The sequence below is a fragment of the Enterobacter cloacae genome (genome assembly GCF_011078175.1).
Classification (GTDB): domain Bacteria; phylum Pseudomonadota; class Gammaproteobacteria; order Enterobacterales; family Enterobacteriaceae; genus Enterobacter; species Enterobacter cloacae_Q.
The window spans coordinates 57,961-75,233 of record NZ_JAALCJ010000001.1 but is presented as its reverse complement, the minus strand read 5'-3'; the positions used below and the strand labels follow the sequence as shown (position 1 = coordinate 75,233).

Here is a 17,273-nt window from a genome sequence, read left to right as displayed (position 1 = left end):
GACGATACCCTCCAGGGAGTCAATCTATGCAACAACAGTGGTGTTCAGTAGATACTTACATGATTTCTTCGCTTATTCCTGAGGATGAGGTTCTCCAGAGCGTGCTTGAAAACAACAAACGCGCCGGTTTGCCCGAGCACGATGTTGCCGCTAATCAGGGGCAACTGCTGGCGCTGTTTGTCCGCATGACACAGGCGCGTCGAATACTGGAAATCGGTACGCTGGGTGCGTATAGCTCAATCTGGATGGCGCGCGCCCTGCCGCCGGATGGAAAGCTGATTACGCTTGAAGCGGACCCGAAACATGGCGCTGTTGCACGCCAGAACATTCACCTCGCGGGACTCAGCGATCGTATCGAATTGATTGAAGGCCCGGCGCTAAAGTCGCTCGAGAATTTCGGTGACGTCCCTCCCTTCGACCTGATCTTTATTGATGCCGATAAGCCTAACAATCCCGGTTACCTGGAGTGGTCGCTGCACTACTCCCGCCCCGGCACGGTCATTATCGGCGACAACGTGGTACGTGACGGCGAGGTGATTAACGGGCAAAGCGACGATGCACGCGTGCAGGGAGTACGGAAGTTTATCGAGATGACTGGAGATAACCCGCGCTTAACCGCCACTGCGCTGCAAACGGTGGGCATTAAGGGATGGGATGGGTTTACGCTGGCGATGGTGAACGGGTGAACAAAAGCCGGGTGGCGGCTACGCCTTACCCGGCCTACATGTTTTACCGTAGGCCCGGTAAGCGCAGCGCCACCGGGCAACGGTTTTAGCCGGAAATCTGCTCCATCGCCTGCAAGATACGCTTATCCGAAATGGGATACGGCGTACCCAGCTGCTGAGCAAAGAAGCTGACGCGCAGCTCCTCAATCATCCAGCGGATCTCGCGCACGTCGTCATCATCACGACGCGCCGGCGGCAGTTTGTTCAGCCACTGCTGCCACGCCTGCTGCACGTTTTCGACTTTCAGCATCTGCGCGCGGTCGCGATGCGGATCGACCGCCATTTTCTCCAGACGTTTTTCAATCGCCTGCAAATAACGCAGCGTATCGCCCAGACGCTTAAAGCCGTTGCCGGTGACAAAGCCCCGATACACCAGCCCCGCCATCTGCGCCTTCACGTCCGACAGACCCAGGGCCATGGTCATATCCACCCGCCCCTTCAGGCGCTTGTTGATATTGAACACGGCGGTGAGGATCTGCTCGACCTGTCTGGCAATCTCCACCACGGTGTCGTTCAGCTCCGCGCGCACCTTTTCATGAAGCTGAGCAAAGCCCTCTTCCGTCCAGACCGGGCCGCCCGCCTCGTGGATCAGCTTATCCACACCGCAGGAGATGCAGTCGTCGATCAGATCCAGCACCTTACCGTACGGGTTAAAGTAAAGCCCCAGCTTGGCTTTGTTCGGCAGCTTCTCGTGCAGATACTTAATCGGCGACGGGATGTTCAGCAGCAGCAGCCGACGCAGCCCGCGCCACATCATCTGCTGTTGCTCCTGCGGATTGTCAAACAGCTTGATCGCCACGCTGTCACGTTCGTCGACCAGCGCAGGCCAGGCTTTCACCTTATAATTCCCCCGCTTCTGCTCATAGCTTTCCGGAAGCTGACCAAAGCTCCAGATATGCAGCCCGCTCTGCTCGATACCGTCGTCCGCCACGGCAGACAGGGTTTCCTGTACTTTGCCCTTCAGGGCATCCTTCAGTTCAGAAAGCGAGCGGCCTTCCAGCAGCTTTTTATTTTTATCGTCCACCACGCGGAAGGTAATTTTCAGGTGATCGGGCACCTGATCCCAGTTCCAGTCGTCGCGGTCAATGGTGGTCCCTGTCATGCGTCGGAACTCGCGCTCCAGCGCGTCCAGCAGCGGCAGCTCCAGCGGCGTGACGCGGCCTAAAAACGCTTCGGCGTAGTTCGGCGCCGGCACAAAGTTACGCCGCACCGGTTTAGGCAGGGATTTGATTAATGCAATGACCAGCTCGCGGCGCAGGCCGGGAATTTGCCATTCAAACCCGCTCTCATCCACCTGGTTTAACAGCGGCAGCGGAATGTGCACCGTCACACCATCGGCATCCGCGCCCGGCTCAAACTGATAGGTCAGACGCAGCTTGAGGTTGCCCTGATGCCAGAAGTTCGGGTAATCGAGCTTGCTGACCGACTCCGCGCCCTCTTTGATCAGCATGCTCTTTTCAAAGTTGAGCAGGTCCGGCGTCTCTTTACTGGCCTTCTTCCACCAGCTGTCAAAGTGGCGGGCGGAAATCACGTCGTGACTGATGCGCTGATCGTAAAACTCGAACAGCGCCTCGTCGTCCACCAGAATGTCGCGACGGCGGGACTTGTGCTCAAGCTCTTCCACCTCGGCGCGCAGCTTCAGGTTTTCGCGGAAGAAGGCATGACGCGTCTGCCAGTCGCCTTCCACCAGCGCGTGGCGGATAAACAGCTCGCGACTTAGCGCCGGGTCAATCTGGCTGTAGTTAACCTTGCGCGCGGCAACCACCGGCAGGCCGTAGACGGTGACTTTTTCCGTCGCCATCACCGCGCCCTGCCCGCGCTCCCAGTGCGGCTCGCTGTACGAGCGTTTCAGCAGGTGCTGCGCCACCGGCTCAACCCACTCCGGATCGATACGCGCGGCAATTCGCCCCCACAGACGGCTGGTTTCCACCAGCTCGGCGACCATGGTCCACTTCGGCGGTTTCTTAAACAAACCGGAGCCCGGGAAGATGGAGAAACGCGCGTTGCGCGCGCCGGTATATTCCTGCTTATCCGCATCCTTCATCCCGATATGGGACAGCAGGCCGGTCAACAGGGCGATATGAATTTCGCGGTACTCCGCCGGTTCGCTGTTTACCGGGATGCCCAGCTCTTTTACCACCTGGCGCAGCTGGGTGTAGATATCCTGCCACTCGCGCACGCGCAGGTAGTTGAGGAAATCCACCCGGCACTGACGGCGGAACTGGTTCGACGAGAGCGCTTTTTGCTGCTCGCCAAGGTAGTTCCACAGGTTCACAAAGGCGAGGAAATCGGACTCTTTATCGTGGAAGCGACGGTGTTTTTCGTCCGACGCCTGCTGCTTGTCCATCGGACGCTCGCGCGGATCCTGAATGGAGAGCGCCGAGGTAATGATCATCGCCTCGCGCACGCAGCCGTGTTTTTGCGCCTCCAGCACCATGCGCGCCAGACGCGGGTCGACCGGCAACTGGCTAAGCTGGCGGCCCAATGGCGTTAGCTTGTAGGCCGTCGCCTGTTCGTCGGTGGTGATGGCCCCCAGCTCTTCCAGCAGCCGCACCCCGTCCTGAATATTGCGCTTATCCGGCGCTTCCACAAACGGGAAGGCGGCGATATCGCCCAGCCCCAGCGCGGTCATTTGCAGGATAACGGATGCCAGGTTGGTCCGCAGGATCTCCGGGTCGGTAAACGCCGGGCGCGACAGGAAATCGTCTTCCGAATAGAGACGAATACAGATCCCTTCCGAAACGCGGCCGCAGCGGCCCTTACGCTGATTAGCCGACGCCTGCGAAACCGGCTCAATCGGCAGGCGCTGAACTTTGGTGCGGTAGCTGTAGCGGCTGATGCGCGCCGTACCCGGGTCGATCACGTATTTAATGCCCGGTACGGTCAGCGAAGTTTCGGCCACGTTGGTCGCCAGCACGATGCGGCGCCCGCTGTGCGGCTGGAACACGCGGTTCTGCTCGCTGTTCGACAGGCGCGCGTACAGCGGCAGGATCTCAGTATGGCGCAGATCGCGCTTGCTGAGCGCATCGGCGGTATCGCGGATCTCGCGCTCGCCGCTCATGAAGATCAGAATGTCGCCAGAACTCTCGTTGCCCAGCTCGTCGACGGCATCAAAGATGGCCTGAAGCTGGTCGCGCTCGGTATCGTCCGCCTCTTCCACAATCGGGCGATAGCGCACTTCCACCGGATACGTGCGTCCTGACACCTCAATAATCGGCGCATTGTTGAAATGTTTTGAGAAGCGCTCCGGGTCGATGGTCGCGGAGGTGATGATGATTTTCAGATCCGGACGCCGGGGCAGCAGCTCTTTCAGGTAGCCGAGCAGGAAGTCGATGTTCAGGCTGCGCTCGTGCGCTTCATCGATGATGATGGTGTCGTACTGCATCAGCAGACGATCCTGCTGGATTTCCGCCAGCAGGATACCGTCGGTCATCAGCTTAACCATGGTGTTATCGCTGACGTGGTCGCTGAATCGCACCTTGTAGCCGATGCAGCCGCCCGGCTCCGTTTGCAGCTCTTCCGCAATACGGTTCGCCACGGTGCGCGCCGCCAGACGACGCGGCTGGGTGTGACCGATCAGCCCTTTCACCCCGCGGCCCAGCTCCATGCAGATTTTCGGCAGCTGAGTGGTTTTACCTGAACCGGTTTCCCCCGCGACGATCACCACCTGGTGGTCGCGTACGGCCTCAAGAATGTCCTGTTTCTTCTGGCTGACGGGCAGATTTTCCGGATAGGTAATCTCCGGACGTGCGGCTTCACGCAGCACAACTTTCCCTGCCGCCTGTTCAATCTCGTTGGCCATCTCCTGGTAAATGGCCTGTTGTGCATCAGGATTTTTAACCTTCTTAACGCCGTGCAGACGGCGCGCAAACCGCTGTTTATCGCGCAGCATCAGCGAATCAAGCTTTTGCATCAGCATCGGGAAGGTCAATTTTTGGTGTTCTGTCATAGCGTTAACGGGCAGTGCACTGCCGGATAAAATCTCTTTTTAATGATTGCTATAGAGTACCACATCAGCGCTTTTTGCGCCTTATTCAAAAAATTCGAACATAGGCTTCGATATATTGCGCTATCCCTGTGGCAGGATTGTGAATAAAGTGTCAACAAGCAACGGGGCAACCCCCTTCAATCAAATAAAAAACAGGAATTTCCCATGAGCAAAGTATTAGTATTGAAATCCAGTATTCTGGCAGGGTATTCACAGTCTGGTCAGCTGTCTGACTATTTCGTTGAACAGTGGCGTGAACAGCACAGCGCGGATGAAATCACCGTGCGTGACCTGGCGGCAAACCCGATTCCTGTGCTGGACGGCGAGCTGGTTGGCGCGCTGCGTCCGAGCGATGCACCGCTTACCCCGCGTCAGCAGGAAGCCCTGGCGCTCTCCGACGAGCTGATTGCTGAGTTGCAGGCGCACGACGTTATCGTGATCAACGCGCCAATGTACAACTTCAACATTCCTACTCAGCTGAAGAACTACTTCGACCTGGTGGCGCGCGCTGGCGTAACCTTCCGTTACACCGAGAACGGCCCGGAAGGCCTGGTGAAAGGTAAACGCGCTATCGTCCTGACCAGCCGCGGCGGTATTCATAAAGATACCCCTACCGACCTGGTCGCACCGTACCTGACGTTGTTCCTGGGCTTCATCGGCATTACCGACGTGAACTTCGTGTTCGCTGAAGGTATCGCTTACGGCCCGGAAGTGGCCACTAAAGCGCAGACCGACGCGAAAGCCGCTATCGACAGCCTGGTCGCTGCCTAAGTTTTCCCCCTCTCACCGCCCGGTGGGAGGGTTTTTCTTTTCCCCCGTATTTCGTTATCATCCGCACCCATTCTCCAGCCCGGCGGCCTGATGTCTGTCATTATCGATACGTTTATTGCACCACCCTGTCACGACGATATTGAGATCCTCTGGCAGGACGAGCATCTGCTGCTGATCAACAAACCTTCCGGTCTGCTCAGCCTGTCCGGGAAAAATCCGCAAAACCGCGATTCCGTCCACTATCGTCTGGTTCAAACCTTTCCCGGCTGCACGCTCGTGCATCGTCTTGATTTTGGCACTTCGGGTCTGATGGTCATTGCGCGCAACAAAGCGATCAACGCCGCGCTTTGCCACCAGTTCAGCCAGCGCGCCGTGAACAAGGTTTACACCGCTCTGCTGTGCGGGCATGTTGAACAGGACGAAGGGACCGTGGATGCGCCGATTGCCAAAGATCCGGCGCTGTTTCCGCTGATGACGATCTGTGCCCGCACCGGTAAGCCCGCTCGCTCCCGCTATCGGGTGATGGAACGTTTTTACAAGGATACGACAATGCCGTTGACGCGGGTTGAGCTTACTCCGGAGACCGGGCGCACCCACCAGCTGCGCATTCACTGCCAGCAGTTAGGCCACCCTATTCTGGGGTGCGATCTGTATGGTGGTCTGGAATGGCCGGGCGCGGAAGACACGTCCCGGCTGATGCTACATGCCAGCGTTCTGAATTTTATTCATCCGCTGAGCGGCGAGACGATGAACGCCCGTCACGCCGCGCCATTCTGAGTGGGCTTTACCACATTAAATCGTCAGGAATTTTGAAGTCTGCATACGGATCGTCTTCGTCCTGCTCATCCTGACTCAGCGCGCTGTTTAGCACAATGCTGTCCGCATCGCGCTGGGCAATTTTATCCGCCACTACCGCCGGGATAATCGCGTACTCGCAGTCGCCTTGCGCGTTAATCACCAGACGGGCAATTGCCAGACGACCGTTGATCAGCTGAGTCTGGGTCTGCTTATCGACCTCGATTTTTTTGATCAGGTTGCCGTCGGTAAAGTTAAAGGTGATGTTGCCTTTTGTTACGGTGATGCGGTTCATCTCGATCAGCTGCTTTACCTGCGCTTTAAACTCTTTCGCCAGTACCGCCTGCTTCTGCTGTTCGCTTAGCTGCCTGTCGCGCTCAAGCTGTGCCTTCTTGTTCTCTTCTACCGCTTCACGGGCCTCACGCGCCTGGACGCGCGATTTCTTTGCCGTACGCTGCACCTTTGCCGCTTTCTTGCTGCTGACTAAGCCCGCTTTGAGCATCTGCTCTTGTAGGGTGAGTTTTGTCATAATCGTTTTAAACCGGTTGGAAATTTCCGGGGATTATACCTGAATGGGCCGCGCATGAAGAACCCTCATGTTGCAGTGAAATTAAGTCACTTCCCCTGCGCCAGTGGCTCAGGCATAAATTATGCATTGATAACGTTCCGGCAACATGAACTTAGGATGCATAACCAAATGAGTCAGGCTTTCACATTTACCCTAAAGCGCAGTTGCTTTGATGAAAACTATAACCCGTCAGAAAACACGCGTACCACCACCAACTTCGCCAACCTGGCGCGTGGCGAGAAGCGTCAGGAGAACCTGCGCAACACGCTGGTGATGATCAATAACCGCTTTAACGCGCTGGCGAGCTGGGATAACCCGAAAGCCGACCGCTATGCCGTCGAGCTGGAGATTGTATCGGTCGATATGAATATTGGCGGGGAATTTACCTTCCCGGCCATCGAAATTCTGCAAACGACGATCGTGGATAAAATGACCAGCGAGCGCATTGAAGGCATCGTCGGGAATAACTTCTCATCCTATGTCCGTGACTATGATTTTAGCGTCCTGCTGCTGGAGCACAATAAAGAACAATCCCGCTTCACCCTCCCCGAGAATTTCGGTGAGCTGCACGGCAATATCTTTAAGAGTTTTATTCATTCTGCGGAATATCGGGAGAACTTCAAAAAAGCGCCGGTGATCTGCCTGAGCGTCTCCAGCAAAGACACCTACCGCCGTACCGGTAACCACCATCCGGTGCTGGGCTATGAGTACCAGCCGGATGGCGAGTCGCTGACGGAGCAGTATTTCGCCAAAATGGGCCTGAAGGTTCGCTACTTTATGCCAGAGAACAGCGTCGCGCCTTTTGCCTTCTTCTTCACCGGCGATTTACTGCGCGGCTACACCGATCTGGAACTGTTCGGCACCATCAGCACCATGGAAACGTTCCAGAAGATCTATCGACCGGAAATTTACAATGCCAATTCCGCTGCGGGACAGTGCTATCAGCCCGACCTGAATCAGCAGGATCACTCATTAACCAAAATCGTCTATGACCGTGAAGAGCGCAGCCGTCTGGCCATTGAGCAGGGGAAATATACCGAAGAGCGATTTATCAAACCCTATAAAACCCTTCTTGAGCAGTGGTCTCATCACTTCACGCTTTAATTTAATACGGATAAAAGGTTTCTACTTATGAAAACATTGCTCCCGACATCGACGGCTGGCAGCCTGCCGAAACCCACCTGGCTTGCGCAGCCAGAAACGCTCTGGTCGCCGTGGAAATTACAGGACGACGAATTACTTGCCGGTAAACAGGATGCGCTGCGTTTGTCTCTGGACGAGCAACTCCGTGCGGGGATTGATATCGTCAGCGATGGCGAACAAACCCGCCAGCATTTCGTCACCACCTTTATTGAACATCTCAGCGGCGTGGATTTTGAGAACCGTCAGACGGTGCGGATCCGTAACCGCTACGATGCGAGCGTGCCAACCGTGGTGGACGCGGTGGCGCGTCAGAAGCCGGTGTTCGTGGACGACGCGAAATACCTGCGCCAGCTTACGGATAAGCCGATCAAGTGGGCGCTGCCCGGCCCGATGACCATGATCGACACGCTATACGATGCCCACTATAAAAGCCGTGAAAAGCTGGCCTGGGAGTTCGCAAAGATTCTCAATCAGGAAGCCCGCGAGCTGGAAGCGGCTGGCGTCGACATTATTCAGTTCGATGAACCTGCCTTTAACGTTTTTTTCGACGAGGTGAATGACTGGGGGATCGCCGCGCTGGAGCGTGCCATTGAGGGGCTGAAATGCGAAACCGCAGTACATATCTGTTACGGGTATGGCATTAAAGCCAACACGGACTGGAAAAAGACGCTCGGCTCCGAGTGGCGCCAGTATGAAGAGGCATTTCCAAAGTTACAGACCTCGAAGATCGATATCATCTCGCTGGAGTGCCACAACTCGCGCGTGCCGATGGATCTGCTGGAGCTTATCCGCGGTAAAAAAGTGATGGTCGGGGCAATTGACGTCGCCACCCAGACCATCGAAACGCCGGAAGAGGTCGCCGATACGCTGCGCAAGGCGTTGCAGTTTGTTGATGCGGACAAGCTCTATCCGTCCACCAACTGCGGTATGGCTCCCCTTTCCCGCCAGGTCGCCAGCGGTAAGCTGAAGGCGTTAAGCGCCGGGGCTGACATTATCCGTCGCGAGCTTGCGCGTTAATCCTCAGGTTTGCCAGTACAGCGGCGTACCAAATCGCTCAATATAGTAATCAATCACCGCCCTGACGTTCAGGGGCGGATGACGCGCGTTCGGGTAAATCGCCGCAATCGTCAGCGGCTCCGTATTAATTGAACACTCCATTTCCGGCAGCAGCGCCACCAGCTCACCGCTTTTGAGCCGTTCGCTCACCATCCAGTCCGGGAAAAGCACAACGCCCATGCCGCCCAGCGCCGCAATCAGGAGCGTTTCAGCGTTATTGGAAGTCATCAGCGGTACGATGGGATAGTGGATCCACGCCTCGCCCGGCTGCCGGATCAGCCAGCGGTTAGGCCCGGACGAGCCGCGGTAAACCAGACAGTGATGACGGCTGAGATCGTCCGGCCCCTCGGGCGCGCCATGTTTTTGCAGATAGTCCGGCGAGGCCGCCAGATGGTAGAACTGCTGACCGAACACCCGGGCGTGAAACGAGGAGTCCGTCAGCGCGCCGATGCGGAAGATAACGTCCGCGGCGTCACGGTGCGGATCGATAAAATCGTCGGTCAGGGTCAGTTCAATGGAAAGACGAGGATAACGCGCCACAAGCCCCGGCAGGCCCGGCGCGATGTGCCTTTGTCCGAAAAAGACCGGGCCATTGATACGCAGCGTGCCCGACGGCTCGCGGGCGCGTTCATCCAGTTCGCGTCGCGCATCCTCCATATTCCCTGCCATCGCCCGGGCATAGCGCACAAAAAGATGACCGCTCTCTGTGGGCATAATCGCCCGCGTGTTGCGGTAGAACAGCTGTTGCCCGAGGGCGTCTTCAAGCTGGTGGATTACGCGGGAAACCTGCGACGCAGAAATCCCTTCCCGCCGCGCAACCACGGAAAAATTTTGCGTTTCGTATACGTCGATGAAGATCAGCAGCGCGCGAATGCTGATATGTCCGGCATCTATCATTAATGCATTTCCTGCACAGGTGTTTCCTGCATTATGGCATTTTTCTCAATGATGTTGAGACGTAATCTTCTCCGCCTGGAAAAAGGAGAAAAGGCATTATGCACATTATTTTAATTTTACTGGTGATTGCCGGCGGCATGGGGCTGTCCGTGGAAGCCGGGCTGCTGGGGCCGCTGGGCGCGGAGGTGGGCGACCTGTGGGCGGCGTTCAGCATATTCAGCGTGGGAACGGGGCTGACGTTTTTGCTGATGCTGTTTTTCAGCCCCCGCAACAGTCCCTCTTTTTTTGCTCAGCCTTCATGGCACCTGTTGGGCGGCGTGCTCGGCCCGGTTTACGTCATCATTCTCACCATTGCCACGCCAGCGATTGGCATTGCCATGACGATGATCGGCATTCTGGCAGGCCAGGTCTTTAAAAGCCTGATTATTGATCACTATGGCCTGCTGGGTACGCCGCACCGCAGGATCGATACAAAACGCATTATTGCGCTGGGATTTATCATCGCCGCGCTCATTCTCGTGGCGCAGGGGTAACGTTATGACAGTGATTATGATTATTCTGGCGGTGATTGGCGGCGCGACGCTGAGCATTCAGGCTGCCATCAACGGGCAATTAGGCAGCAGCGTGGGGGTATTTAAAAGTGCCTTTCTGACCTTTTCCGTCGGCGCGCTGGTGACCGCCCTGCTCATCTTCTTTTTTGAGCCGAAACAGGCGGTCAGCCTGATGGATGTGCCCAAATGGCAGCTTCTGGGCGCCCTGTGCGGCGTGCCCTATATCGTGATTATGGTGCTCGCGGTGCAGCGCATCGGGACCGCCGTTGCCACGGTAGCGGTTATCCTGGGCCAGCTGGCCATGAGCATGCTGATTGATAACTTCGGCTGGCTGAACAATGAAGCCATTCCGTTTTCAGTGAGCCGTTTCGGGGCCGTCGTCTGCCTGAGCATTGCGCTCTTCTTCATCTACTCAAGCAGTAAACCTCAGCCCGAAGAGGATTAACCGCCCTCTTTGCGGGTAAAGAACAGCGTCACCGTGGCGACGGTGACGCCAAATTTCTTCATCTCGGTTTTATTAAACAGACGGGTGCTGTCCTGCAAATACATCCAGTCATCAAAGTGCAGCAGCCAGGTTTTGCCGTCCGCCTTCACGTTCATGCTGTAGCGCCAGTTAAGGGCATTGCCCGCCGCCTGGCCCGTCGCGACACCTTCTATGTCACCCGCCGTGCCTTCGTAGCGATCGTGACCGACGCGGCGGATATGCCAGACGCGCTGCTGCTTCTCGCCGTCGTCGTAGACAAAATGCTCGTTCAGGGTCAGCGTATCGCCGATAACATCCCCGGCGATCTCAACGTGAAAACGGCGGATCTGCTTACCGCTTCGATCCTGCACCATCCCCCACGCCTCGGTTTTGCCCTGGAAGTAAGTAAAAATATCAAGCCGTGGCTGCTGCTGCTGATACTCTGTCACCTCGGTGCTACATCCGGCCAGAAGCATCGTCAGGGCAAGCGCCATTAACAGAAAACGTTTCATTTTGGTCCTCCGGTTAACCGCTCACGCAGTTCAGGATACGTGGTGCGGGGACCGAGCCAGATCGCCAGAAAGCGTGCGCTAAACGCTGCCGTCTGGCGTGGCCCGAGTGGCGTAAATTTTAGTTGCGTTGCCGCGGGGCGATACCAGAACTGCCCCTGACCGTCATTAACCACAAACGCGAGCTGCGTGCCGGGCGTGACGTCGGGCCAGAGCGCTTTTAGCATCCGCAGCCAGGCTTCACTCTGCGGCTCCTGCTGCAAAATGCCCTGCGTCTGCCACTGGTCACGGGTCGCCTCGACCAGCTCGTCACGATCGATGTCGCGGGCGTAGGTAATAATCAGCGCATTATCGTGGTCTGAGCCCCTATAACGTCCATCCGGCGTCAGCAGCTGCGAGGTATAGACGGTAAACGGTCCCCAGGTGAGCGTGGCCTCGCCCACCTTGCGCCAGCTCAGCCAGTCTGCGGCCTGCACGGTACCGGTGAAGACGGACAACGCGAGCATCAGTACCAGATTTCTCATTGTTGTCTCCCCATCAACAGGTGGAAAAACAGCATCAGCACCAGCCAGCCGGGTAACATCCAACTGACGACGATAAAGGTGGGCTGCTGAAACGTAATGGCCCCCAGACGCTCGCCGATCAGGTAGGCTACCGGCCCGCCCAGGGTCGCCATCACCGTCAGCAACCATCCTGGCAAGGTGGTCGTGCGGGTCAACTGCGTCCAGACGGTGGCAAACATCAGCCACAGCGCCACCATCCATAGCGGCATCAGGGACGCGCCCGTGAACGCAATCAGCCCTGTCAGCGCCCAGAGGGCGTCCAGCAGCGCGCCCGACGCCGCCAGCACAAGGGCGTATACCCGGTGTGATGGCGGTAAAAACAGCCAGGCAAGCACCGCCAGCGCGATCCAGATGACCAGCCCCTGCTCGCGAAACAGCACCACCAGCGTCCAGTAGAGATCAAACCCGATGGCCAGCAGAAATACCTGCCCGTAGCGCTTCATACGCGTTCCGCAGTCAGCTGTACCACGCTGATGGTGCGGGCGTTGAACCCGGCTTCACAGTAGCCGAGGTAGTAAAGCCACATCCGGCGGAAACGTTCATCAAACCCGAGCTGTTCAATCTCCTGCCATGCGTGAACGAAACGCTGACGCCAGTGCGCCAGCGTGCGGGCATAGTCCGGCCCCATATCGAAGAGGTTGCGCACCACAAAATCGGTATGGCGCGTCATGAGTTCATTCATGGCGGTGATGCTGGGCAAAAAGCCGCCGGGAAAGATGTAGCGCTGAATAAAATCCACGCTTTTGCTGTACTCGCGATAGCGCTGATCCCGAATGGTGATGGCCTGAATCGCCATCCGCCCGCCCGGACGCAGACGCGCCATGCAGGTGCGGAAAAAGATTGGCAGGTAACGTTGTCCGACGGCTTCAATCATCTCAACCGACACCAGCTTGTCGTAGACTCCGGTCAGATCGCGGTAGTCGCAGAGCAGCACCTGAACGCGATCCTGCAACCCCGCCCGGGCGATCCGCGCGGTGGCCCAATGATACTGTTCCTGCGACAGCGTAGTGGTGGTCACCCGGCAGCCGTAGTGACGGGCAGCATATTCCGCCATCGCCCCCCAGCCGGTACCAATCTCCAGCAGATGATCGTTTGCAGTGAGCGCCAGCTGGTCACACAGTCTCGCCATTTTTGCCTGCTGAGCCGCGGTCAAATCCTGCTCCTCCCCGTTAAACAGCGCGCTGGAGTACAAGAGCTGTTCATCAAGGAAATGAGCGTAAAAGGTGTTGCCCAGATCGTAATGGGCGGCAATATTTTCCCGCGCCTGCGCGCGGGAGTTACGTCGCATCCAGTGCCGTAGCCGCTCCATCGGTTTCCCTAGCAGGCGAAACCCTTTTTCCAGCTGCCCGAGAATCTGACTATTGCGCGCAATCAGCTCCAGCAGCGGCGTCAGGTGGTTTGTCTCCCATTCGCCATCCATCCACGCTTCCGCCGCGGCGAGGCTGCCGCCCGTTAAAATCCGCCAGTAGACGCCCGCAGAGCGCACCTGGACGTCGGCGTGAAGCGAGGCGGAGGCGTCGCCGAAATGGAACGTCTGCGCCCCTTCACGTAGGGTCAACGAGCCACCGCGCAGGCCATTCAGCAGGCGGAAGAGCACCCATCTCGCGACGCGGACGTTGCGCGGGATATCGGGTTCAAGCGCAAAGACGGGATCGGTCATGATCGTTCACTCCTGCTGAGGGGATGGTTATGCAGCGGCACGCGCTTCAGCCACAGCCTGAGCGCCTGCCAGTAAATGGCGAAAGCGGTTTTGAGGGTCATCAACGGTATCCGCGCCAGCCGCGAACGCAGCGCTGCGCGCGTCAGCGGTTCCCGGCGCAGCATCAGGGTGGCATCAAACACCTTCGTCTCCTGATGGTTTTCAATATGCATACGCAGCGTGCTATCCGGGCTGTTGAAGCGCCAGTGGTAGACCATGTCCATCGGGTTAAACGGCGAAACATGAAACGCTTTCGCCGTCGGCTGGGCGTTCTGGCCCGCCACCGCGTAGTAATGCCGTTCATTCCACGGCGTGTTACGCACTTCGGCAAGCACCCAACGCAGAGAGCCTTCGCCGTCATAGCAGTAGTAAAAATTCACCGGATTAAAATGAAAGCCGAAATAACGCAGTTGGGTCAGAAGCATAACCCGCCCCGCCGGGCGTTCACCGGTCAGGTCTTCCAGCCGCTTCAGGGCATTCTCTTTAAGCGGTGTGCCCAGCGGGTGATCCGCATCATAAAATGCCGCTGGCGCGACGCGATTGCGACGCACGCCGACGGAGGGCAGCGCGTCAAGCTCATCCAGATCGAGCCAGACCATGAACACGCTGTAGGTAAAGTCGTGCGCTTTCGGCGCAAGCCGACGGTGGCGCAATGAACCGTGGTAAAGGCAGCTGTTCATCTCAGTTGCCCTCCCCGGCCGCGATGGCATTCACCACATCCAGCGCACTGCGTACGCCATCTTCATGAAAGCCGTTGTACCAGTACGCGCCGCAGAACCAGCTCCGCTGGCGACCGTTTATTTCGCCGCGCCGGGCCTGGGCATGCCAGCTTTTGGGATTAAAAAGCGGATGCTCATAGACAAAGCTGCGCAGCACAAACCGTTCCTCCACCGGCGTTTCCGGGTTGAGGGTGACGCAAAACAGCGGGCTCCCCGGCGGCAGTCCCTGCAAAATATTCATGTTGTAGGTAACGCAGGCGTTGGCCTGATCCTGCCTGCTGAGGCGATAATTCCAGCTCGCCCACGCGCGTTCGCGCACCGGCAGCCAGCGCGGATCGCTGTGAAGCACCACCTCGTTACGCTGCCAGCCGATATCCCCCAGCACCTCGCGTTCAGCCTGCGTTGGGCTGGCGAGCATCGCCAGCGCCTGATTAGAGTGACAGGCGAAGATTACCTGTTCGAAGGTATGAGTGACGCCTTCCCGCTCGATGTCCACGCCACGATCGTGGCGAACAACCTTCTGAACCGGCGCGTTGAGGTGCAGCGTCAGGCGATCGCCGAGCGTGTCCAGCATCGCGCGGATATACGCCCGGGAGCCGCCCGGCACCACGTACCACTGCGGACGATGGGTAATGTCCAGCAGACCGTGGTTTTCAAAAAAGCGTAAAAAGAGCGGCAGCGGAAAGCGTTTCATCTCCTGTAGCGACGACGACCAGATAGCCGCCCCCATCGGCAGGATGTAGTGACGCGCAAAGAAGGGCGTAAAGCGATGCTGGTGCAAAAACGATTCCAGCGTGGCAGATTCATCGACTTCGCCCCGGAGCGTCTGTTTCGCCAGCCGGTTAAAGCGCACGACCTCCTTCAGAAGCGTCCAGAAAGCCGGGTTCAGCAGATTACGACGCTGGGCGAAGAGTGACGTCAGCGTATGACCGTTATACTCCAGCCCACTCTGCGGGTTATGCACCGAAAAGCTCATCTGCGTTTTTTGCCCGCTGATGCCCAGTTCGCTGAGCAGCCCCATGAAGCGCGGATAGGTGCGGTCGTTATAGACGATAAAACCGGTGTCGATGGCAAAGGTGCCCTGGGGCGTGTCGACATCCACCGTTGCGGTATGGCCGCCCGGGGTGGCATGCGCCTCAAAAAGCGTGACCTGATGATGTCCGGCGAGCCGCCAGGCACAGGTTAACCCGGCGATGCCGCTGCCGATAATCGCGATCTTCATGGTCGCACCATCCTGCGCAGCACTGCGCGCTGAAGTACGTCGGGCAGGCCGGAAAGCAGGCGCAGCGCCAGGCTTAACCCGGTGGGAAATGCGATGTGATCCTTCCCTTTTGTCAGACCGCGACGAATGGCGTGGACGGCATCCTCCACGCTGACCCGGCCCGGCATCGGGAAATCGTTCTTACGGGTCAGCGGCGTGTCGACAAAACCGGGTGAAACGACCGTGACGGCAATCCCTTTCGGTTCCCAGTCCAGGCGCAGCGTCTCGGCAAACCAGGTTAACGCCGCCTTGGAGGCGCCATACGCTTCGGCTCGCGGGAAGTGAAGCCAGTGCGCCATCGAACTGACCAGCACCACGCGGTTGCCGGACACCAGCTGCGGCTGCAACGCCGCGAGGCAGTTTACCGGGCCAATGAAATTGGTGGTCATGACCCGCGCCACCAGCGCCGCATCCACCTCGCCGCGGTCGAGATACTCGCAGGTTCCGGCGCAGAGGATCACCGTGTCGGCAGCACAGTCCGCCAGCGCCTGGCGACAGGCGTCCCTGTCTGTCATATCGAACAGGCGCACCGTGATGTGGGGGCTGTGCTGATGCAGGGCTGCCAGACGTTGCGCGTCGCGCCCGCAGGCAATCACCCGATAGCCATCGTCGGCAAAAGATTTCGCCAGCCCCGCACCTATGCCCGAGCTTGCGCCGGTAATCAGAACCGTCTTCACGATTGCACCCTCCGCTTAACGCCGCGCACGGCCCAGCCGAGAACCGGAAGATGTTCATAAATCATCTCTCCGGCATCGTAGTAGTCCCGCTGGCGAACAATGCGATCGTCCCGCATGTCCACTACGGAACAGCCCGGCAGTTGTCGCATTGCTCCCCGGGCAACACGCGGGTGCGACCAGTGCATCATCCAGGTGACCACAAAGCGATCGCCCTGCTGCAACGGTGCATCGACGGTAAAGCGACAGTGCTGGACGTTAGCCAGGAGGTGGGTGAAATAGCGTTGGATCGCGAACACCCCGCTGTGTTCGCCAAAGGGATCGATAAGCGTGGCATCGGCGCGATAAATCTCCACCAGCGCCGAAGGTGGCTGGGTATCCAGCGTGGCGTAGTAATCAACGAACCGACTGATAACGGACGGCAACGTGCTCATGGGTCACATCCTGGGTGTAAACAACGTAGCGAAATCGCATAATTTAAACTTAGACAATTAACGTTATTTGTCCAAGTTTGCGCAGATATATTTTTTATTCTTATTATTTTTCAAAGGGATGAAATATCACCTCGCGCAACTATTTTGTGCATAAAGTTGATTTTCGCCGCCAGGCTGCCGTTTTTTTAGGGATAACCTTAAGGCAAAGGTGCCATTTATCTTCCAGACTTATCCTTTTAATTCATAAGGATGTCACGCGATGAAAAATTTACTGATGGCGCTCTTTTCCAGCCCGGAATCCTTGTTACAGGTTATGAGTCACCAGGAGATTATCGAAGCCGTAGAGGATGGCGACCGCATCATCATCGACCAGGATGGAAACGCTTCGGTTAACTACAAAAGTAACGAGGTACGGCAGGACTTTCTGCGCCATGTCAACGCGCTAAAGAGGGCCTGA

19 protein-coding genes are annotated in these 17,273 nt (G+C 57.5%); 8 read left to right on the top strand and 11 right to left on the bottom strand.

Going from position 1 to position 17,273, the window contains the following annotated elements:
• Positions 1-26: 26 nt before the first annotated feature.
• Positions 27-686: an O-methyltransferase gene (locus G6Q29_RS00370; protein WP_045345243.1), complete on the top strand. Its 660-nt coding sequence runs from the start codon at positions 27-29 to the stop codon at positions 684-686.
• Positions 687-771: 85 nt separating this feature from the next.
• Here G6Q29_RS00370 and hrpA read toward each other — a convergent pair whose 3' ends face one another.
• Positions 772-4,674: an ATP-dependent RNA helicase HrpA gene (hrpA, locus tag G6Q29_RS00365; protein ID WP_165464078.1), complete on the bottom strand. Its 3,903-nt coding sequence runs from the start codon at positions 4,672-4,674 to the stop codon at positions 772-774.
• Positions 4,675-4,878: 204 nt separating this feature from the next.
• On the opposite strand from hrpA, the gene azoR reads away from it, so the two are divergent.
• On the top strand, positions 4,879-5,484 hold the full coding sequence (azoR, locus tag G6Q29_RS00360; protein WP_017693462.1) for an FMN-dependent NADH-azoreductase: 606 nt from the start codon (positions 4,879-4,881) through the stop codon (positions 5,482-5,484).
• Positions 5,485-5,574: 90 nt separating this feature from the next.
• Positions 5,575-6,261 carry an RluA family pseudouridine synthase gene (locus G6Q29_RS00355; RefSeq protein ID WP_165464077.1) on the top strand — a complete coding sequence of 229 codons (687 nt, stop codon included), beginning with the start codon at positions 5,575-5,577 and terminating at the stop codon, positions 6,259-6,261.
• Positions 6,262-6,268: 7 nt separating this feature from the next.
• Here the strand turns inward: G6Q29_RS00355 and G6Q29_RS00350 are convergent, their stop codons facing one another.
• Positions 6,269-6,808, bottom strand: a complete 540-nt coding sequence (locus G6Q29_RS00350; protein WP_165464076.1) for a DUF2058 domain-containing protein — start codon at positions 6,806-6,808, stop codon at positions 6,269-6,271.
• A gap of 168 nt (positions 6,809-6,976) precedes the next feature.
• Here G6Q29_RS00350 and G6Q29_RS00345 point away from each other — a divergent pair, with 168 nt between their 5' ends.
• Together G6Q29_RS00345 and G6Q29_RS00340 are read left to right on the top strand one after the other, a co-directional pair.
• Positions 6,977-7,951, top strand: a complete 975-nt coding sequence (locus G6Q29_RS00345; protein WP_165464075.1) for a DUF1852 domain-containing protein — start codon at positions 6,977-6,979, stop codon at positions 7,949-7,951.
• A gap of 27 nt (positions 7,952-7,978) precedes the next feature.
• Positions 7,979-9,007: a methionine synthase gene (locus G6Q29_RS00340; protein ID WP_165464074.1), complete on the top strand. Its 1,029-nt coding sequence runs from the start codon at positions 7,979-7,981 to the stop codon at positions 9,005-9,007.
• A 3-nt stretch (positions 9,008-9,010) separates the two neighbouring features.
• On the opposite strand, the gene G6Q29_RS00335 is transcribed toward G6Q29_RS00340, so the two are convergent.
• On the bottom strand, positions 9,011-9,943 hold the full coding sequence (locus G6Q29_RS00335; protein ID WP_165464073.1) for a LysR family transcriptional regulator: 933 nt from the start codon (positions 9,941-9,943) through the stop codon (positions 9,011-9,013).
• A gap of 98 nt (positions 9,944-10,041) precedes the next feature.
• Between G6Q29_RS00335 and G6Q29_RS00330 the strand changes: the two genes are divergently transcribed.
• Positions 10,042-10,476 carry a DMT family transporter gene (locus G6Q29_RS00330; RefSeq protein ID WP_003857304.1) on the top strand — a complete coding sequence of 145 codons (435 nt, stop codon included), beginning with the start codon at positions 10,042-10,044 and terminating at the stop codon, positions 10,474-10,476.
• Between the two features lie 4 nt (positions 10,477-10,480).
• Positions 10,481-10,939, top strand: coding sequence for a DMT family transporter (locus G6Q29_RS00325; protein ID WP_003857305.1), 459 nt, complete (start codon positions 10,481-10,483; stop codon positions 10,937-10,939).
• Here the strand turns inward: G6Q29_RS00325 and G6Q29_RS00320 are convergent.
• The 8 genes from G6Q29_RS00320 to G6Q29_RS00285 are packed head-to-tail and all read right to left on the bottom strand — an operon-like array spanning position 10,936 to position 16,816.
• On the bottom strand, positions 10,936-11,469 hold the full coding sequence (locus G6Q29_RS00320) for a DUF3833 domain-containing protein (protein WP_165464072.1): 534 nt from the start codon (positions 11,467-11,469) through the stop codon (positions 10,936-10,938). The two genes, G6Q29_RS00325 and G6Q29_RS00320, sit on opposite strands and share 4 nt — an antisense overlap.
• A complete protein-coding gene (locus G6Q29_RS00315) occupies positions 11,466-11,990 on the bottom strand; it encodes a hypothetical protein (RefSeq protein WP_165464071.1) in 525 nt (174 codons plus the stop codon). Before G6Q29_RS00315 ends, G6Q29_RS00320 begins: the two co-directional genes overlap by 4 nt.
• The gene (locus G6Q29_RS00310) at positions 11,987-12,472 is read right to left on the bottom strand and encodes a DUF2878 domain-containing protein (protein ID WP_165464070.1); all 486 of its coding nucleotides are present in this window, start codon (positions 12,470-12,472) and stop codon (positions 11,987-11,989) included. The genes G6Q29_RS00315 and G6Q29_RS00310 overlap by 4 nt, the downstream gene beginning before the upstream one ends.
• Complete coding sequence (locus tag G6Q29_RS00305; protein WP_165464069.1) at positions 12,469-13,689, bottom strand: class I SAM-dependent methyltransferase; 1,221 nt, start codon at positions 13,687-13,689, stop codon at positions 12,469-12,471. Before G6Q29_RS00305 ends, G6Q29_RS00310 begins: the two co-directional genes overlap by 4 nt.
• The gene (locus G6Q29_RS00300) at positions 13,686-14,408 is read right to left on the bottom strand and encodes a DUF1365 domain-containing protein (protein ID WP_165464068.1); all 723 of its coding nucleotides are present in this window, start codon (positions 14,406-14,408) and stop codon (positions 13,686-13,688) included. Before G6Q29_RS00300 ends, G6Q29_RS00305 begins: the two co-directional genes overlap by 4 nt.
• A 1-nt stretch (position 14,409) precedes the next feature.
• On the bottom strand, positions 14,410-15,669 hold the full coding sequence (locus G6Q29_RS00295; RefSeq protein ID WP_165464067.1) for an NAD(P)/FAD-dependent oxidoreductase: 1,260 nt from the start codon (positions 15,667-15,669) through the stop codon (positions 14,410-14,412).
• Positions 15,666-16,385, bottom strand: coding sequence for an SDR family NAD(P)-dependent oxidoreductase (locus tag G6Q29_RS00290; protein ID WP_165464066.1), 720 nt, complete (start codon positions 16,383-16,385; stop codon positions 15,666-15,668). Before G6Q29_RS00290 ends, G6Q29_RS00295 begins: the two co-directional genes overlap by 4 nt.
• Positions 16,382-16,816 (bottom strand): nuclear transport factor 2 family protein, encoded by a 435-nt coding sequence (locus G6Q29_RS00285; RefSeq protein WP_165464065.1) that lies wholly within the window; start codon positions 16,814-16,816, stop codon positions 16,382-16,384. The genes G6Q29_RS00290 and G6Q29_RS00285 overlap by 4 nt, the downstream gene beginning before the upstream one ends.
• 259 nt (positions 16,817-17,075) lie before the next feature.
• Between G6Q29_RS00285 and G6Q29_RS00280 the strand changes: the two genes are divergently transcribed.
• On the top strand, positions 17,076-17,273 hold the full coding sequence (locus G6Q29_RS00280) for a hypothetical protein (protein WP_022648035.1): 198 nt from the start codon (positions 17,076-17,078) through the stop codon (positions 17,271-17,273).

What these genes read in the sequence shown, in the direction of transcription:
- G6Q29_RS00370 (WP_045345243.1), top strand. Translation starts at nt 27, where the DNA reads ATGCAACAACAGTGGTGTTCAGTAGATACTTACATGATTTCTTCGCTT.
- hrpA (WP_165464078.1), bottom strand. Translation starts at nt 4,674, where the DNA reads ATGACAGAACACCAAAAATTGACCTTCCCGATGCTGATGCAAAAGCTT.
- azoR (WP_017693462.1), top strand. Translation starts at nt 4,879, where the DNA reads ATGAGCAAAGTATTAGTATTGAAATCCAGTATTCTGGCAGGGTATTCA.
- G6Q29_RS00355 (WP_165464077.1), top strand. Translation starts at nt 5,575, where the DNA reads ATGTCTGTCATTATCGATACGTTTATTGCACCACCCTGTCACGACGAT.
- G6Q29_RS00350 (WP_165464076.1), bottom strand. Translation starts at nt 6,808, where the DNA reads ATGACAAAACTCACCCTACAAGAGCAGATGCTCAAAGCGGGCTTAGTC.
- G6Q29_RS00345 (WP_165464075.1), top strand. Translation starts at nt 6,977, where the DNA reads ATGAGTCAGGCTTTCACATTTACCCTAAAGCGCAGTTGCTTTGATGAA.
- G6Q29_RS00340 (WP_165464074.1), top strand. Translation starts at nt 7,979, where the DNA reads ATGAAAACATTGCTCCCGACATCGACGGCTGGCAGCCTGCCGAAACCC.
- G6Q29_RS00335 (WP_165464073.1), bottom strand. Translation starts at nt 9,943, where the DNA reads ATGATAGATGCCGGACATATCAGCATTCGCGCGCTGCTGATCTTCATC.
- G6Q29_RS00330 (WP_003857304.1), top strand. Translation starts at nt 10,042, where the DNA reads ATGCACATTATTTTAATTTTACTGGTGATTGCCGGCGGCATGGGGCTG.
- G6Q29_RS00325 (WP_003857305.1), top strand. Translation starts at nt 10,481, where the DNA reads ATGACAGTGATTATGATTATTCTGGCGGTGATTGGCGGCGCGACGCTG.
- G6Q29_RS00320 (WP_165464072.1), bottom strand. Translation starts at nt 11,469, where the DNA reads ATGAAACGTTTTCTGTTAATGGCGCTTGCCCTGACGATGCTTCTGGCC.
- G6Q29_RS00315 (WP_165464071.1), bottom strand. Translation starts at nt 11,990, where the DNA reads ATGAGAAATCTGGTACTGATGCTCGCGTTGTCCGTCTTCACCGGTACC.
- G6Q29_RS00310 (WP_165464070.1), bottom strand. Translation starts at nt 12,472, where the DNA reads ATGAAGCGCTACGGGCAGGTATTTCTGCTGGCCATCGGGTTTGATCTC.
- G6Q29_RS00305 (WP_165464069.1), bottom strand. Translation starts at nt 13,689, where the DNA reads ATGACCGATCCCGTCTTTGCGCTTGAACCCGATATCCCGCGCAACGTC.
- G6Q29_RS00300 (WP_165464068.1), bottom strand. Translation starts at nt 14,408, where the DNA reads ATGAACAGCTGCCTTTACCACGGTTCATTGCGCCACCGTCGGCTTGCG.
- G6Q29_RS00295 (WP_165464067.1), bottom strand. Translation starts at nt 15,669, where the DNA reads ATGAAGATCGCGATTATCGGCAGCGGCATCGCCGGGTTAACCTGTGCC.
- G6Q29_RS00285 (WP_165464065.1), bottom strand. Translation starts at nt 16,816, where the DNA reads ATGAGCACGTTGCCGTCCGTTATCAGTCGGTTCGTTGATTACTACGCC.
- G6Q29_RS00280 (WP_022648035.1), top strand. Translation starts at nt 17,076, where the DNA reads ATGAAAAATTTACTGATGGCGCTCTTTTCCAGCCCGGAATCCTTGTTA.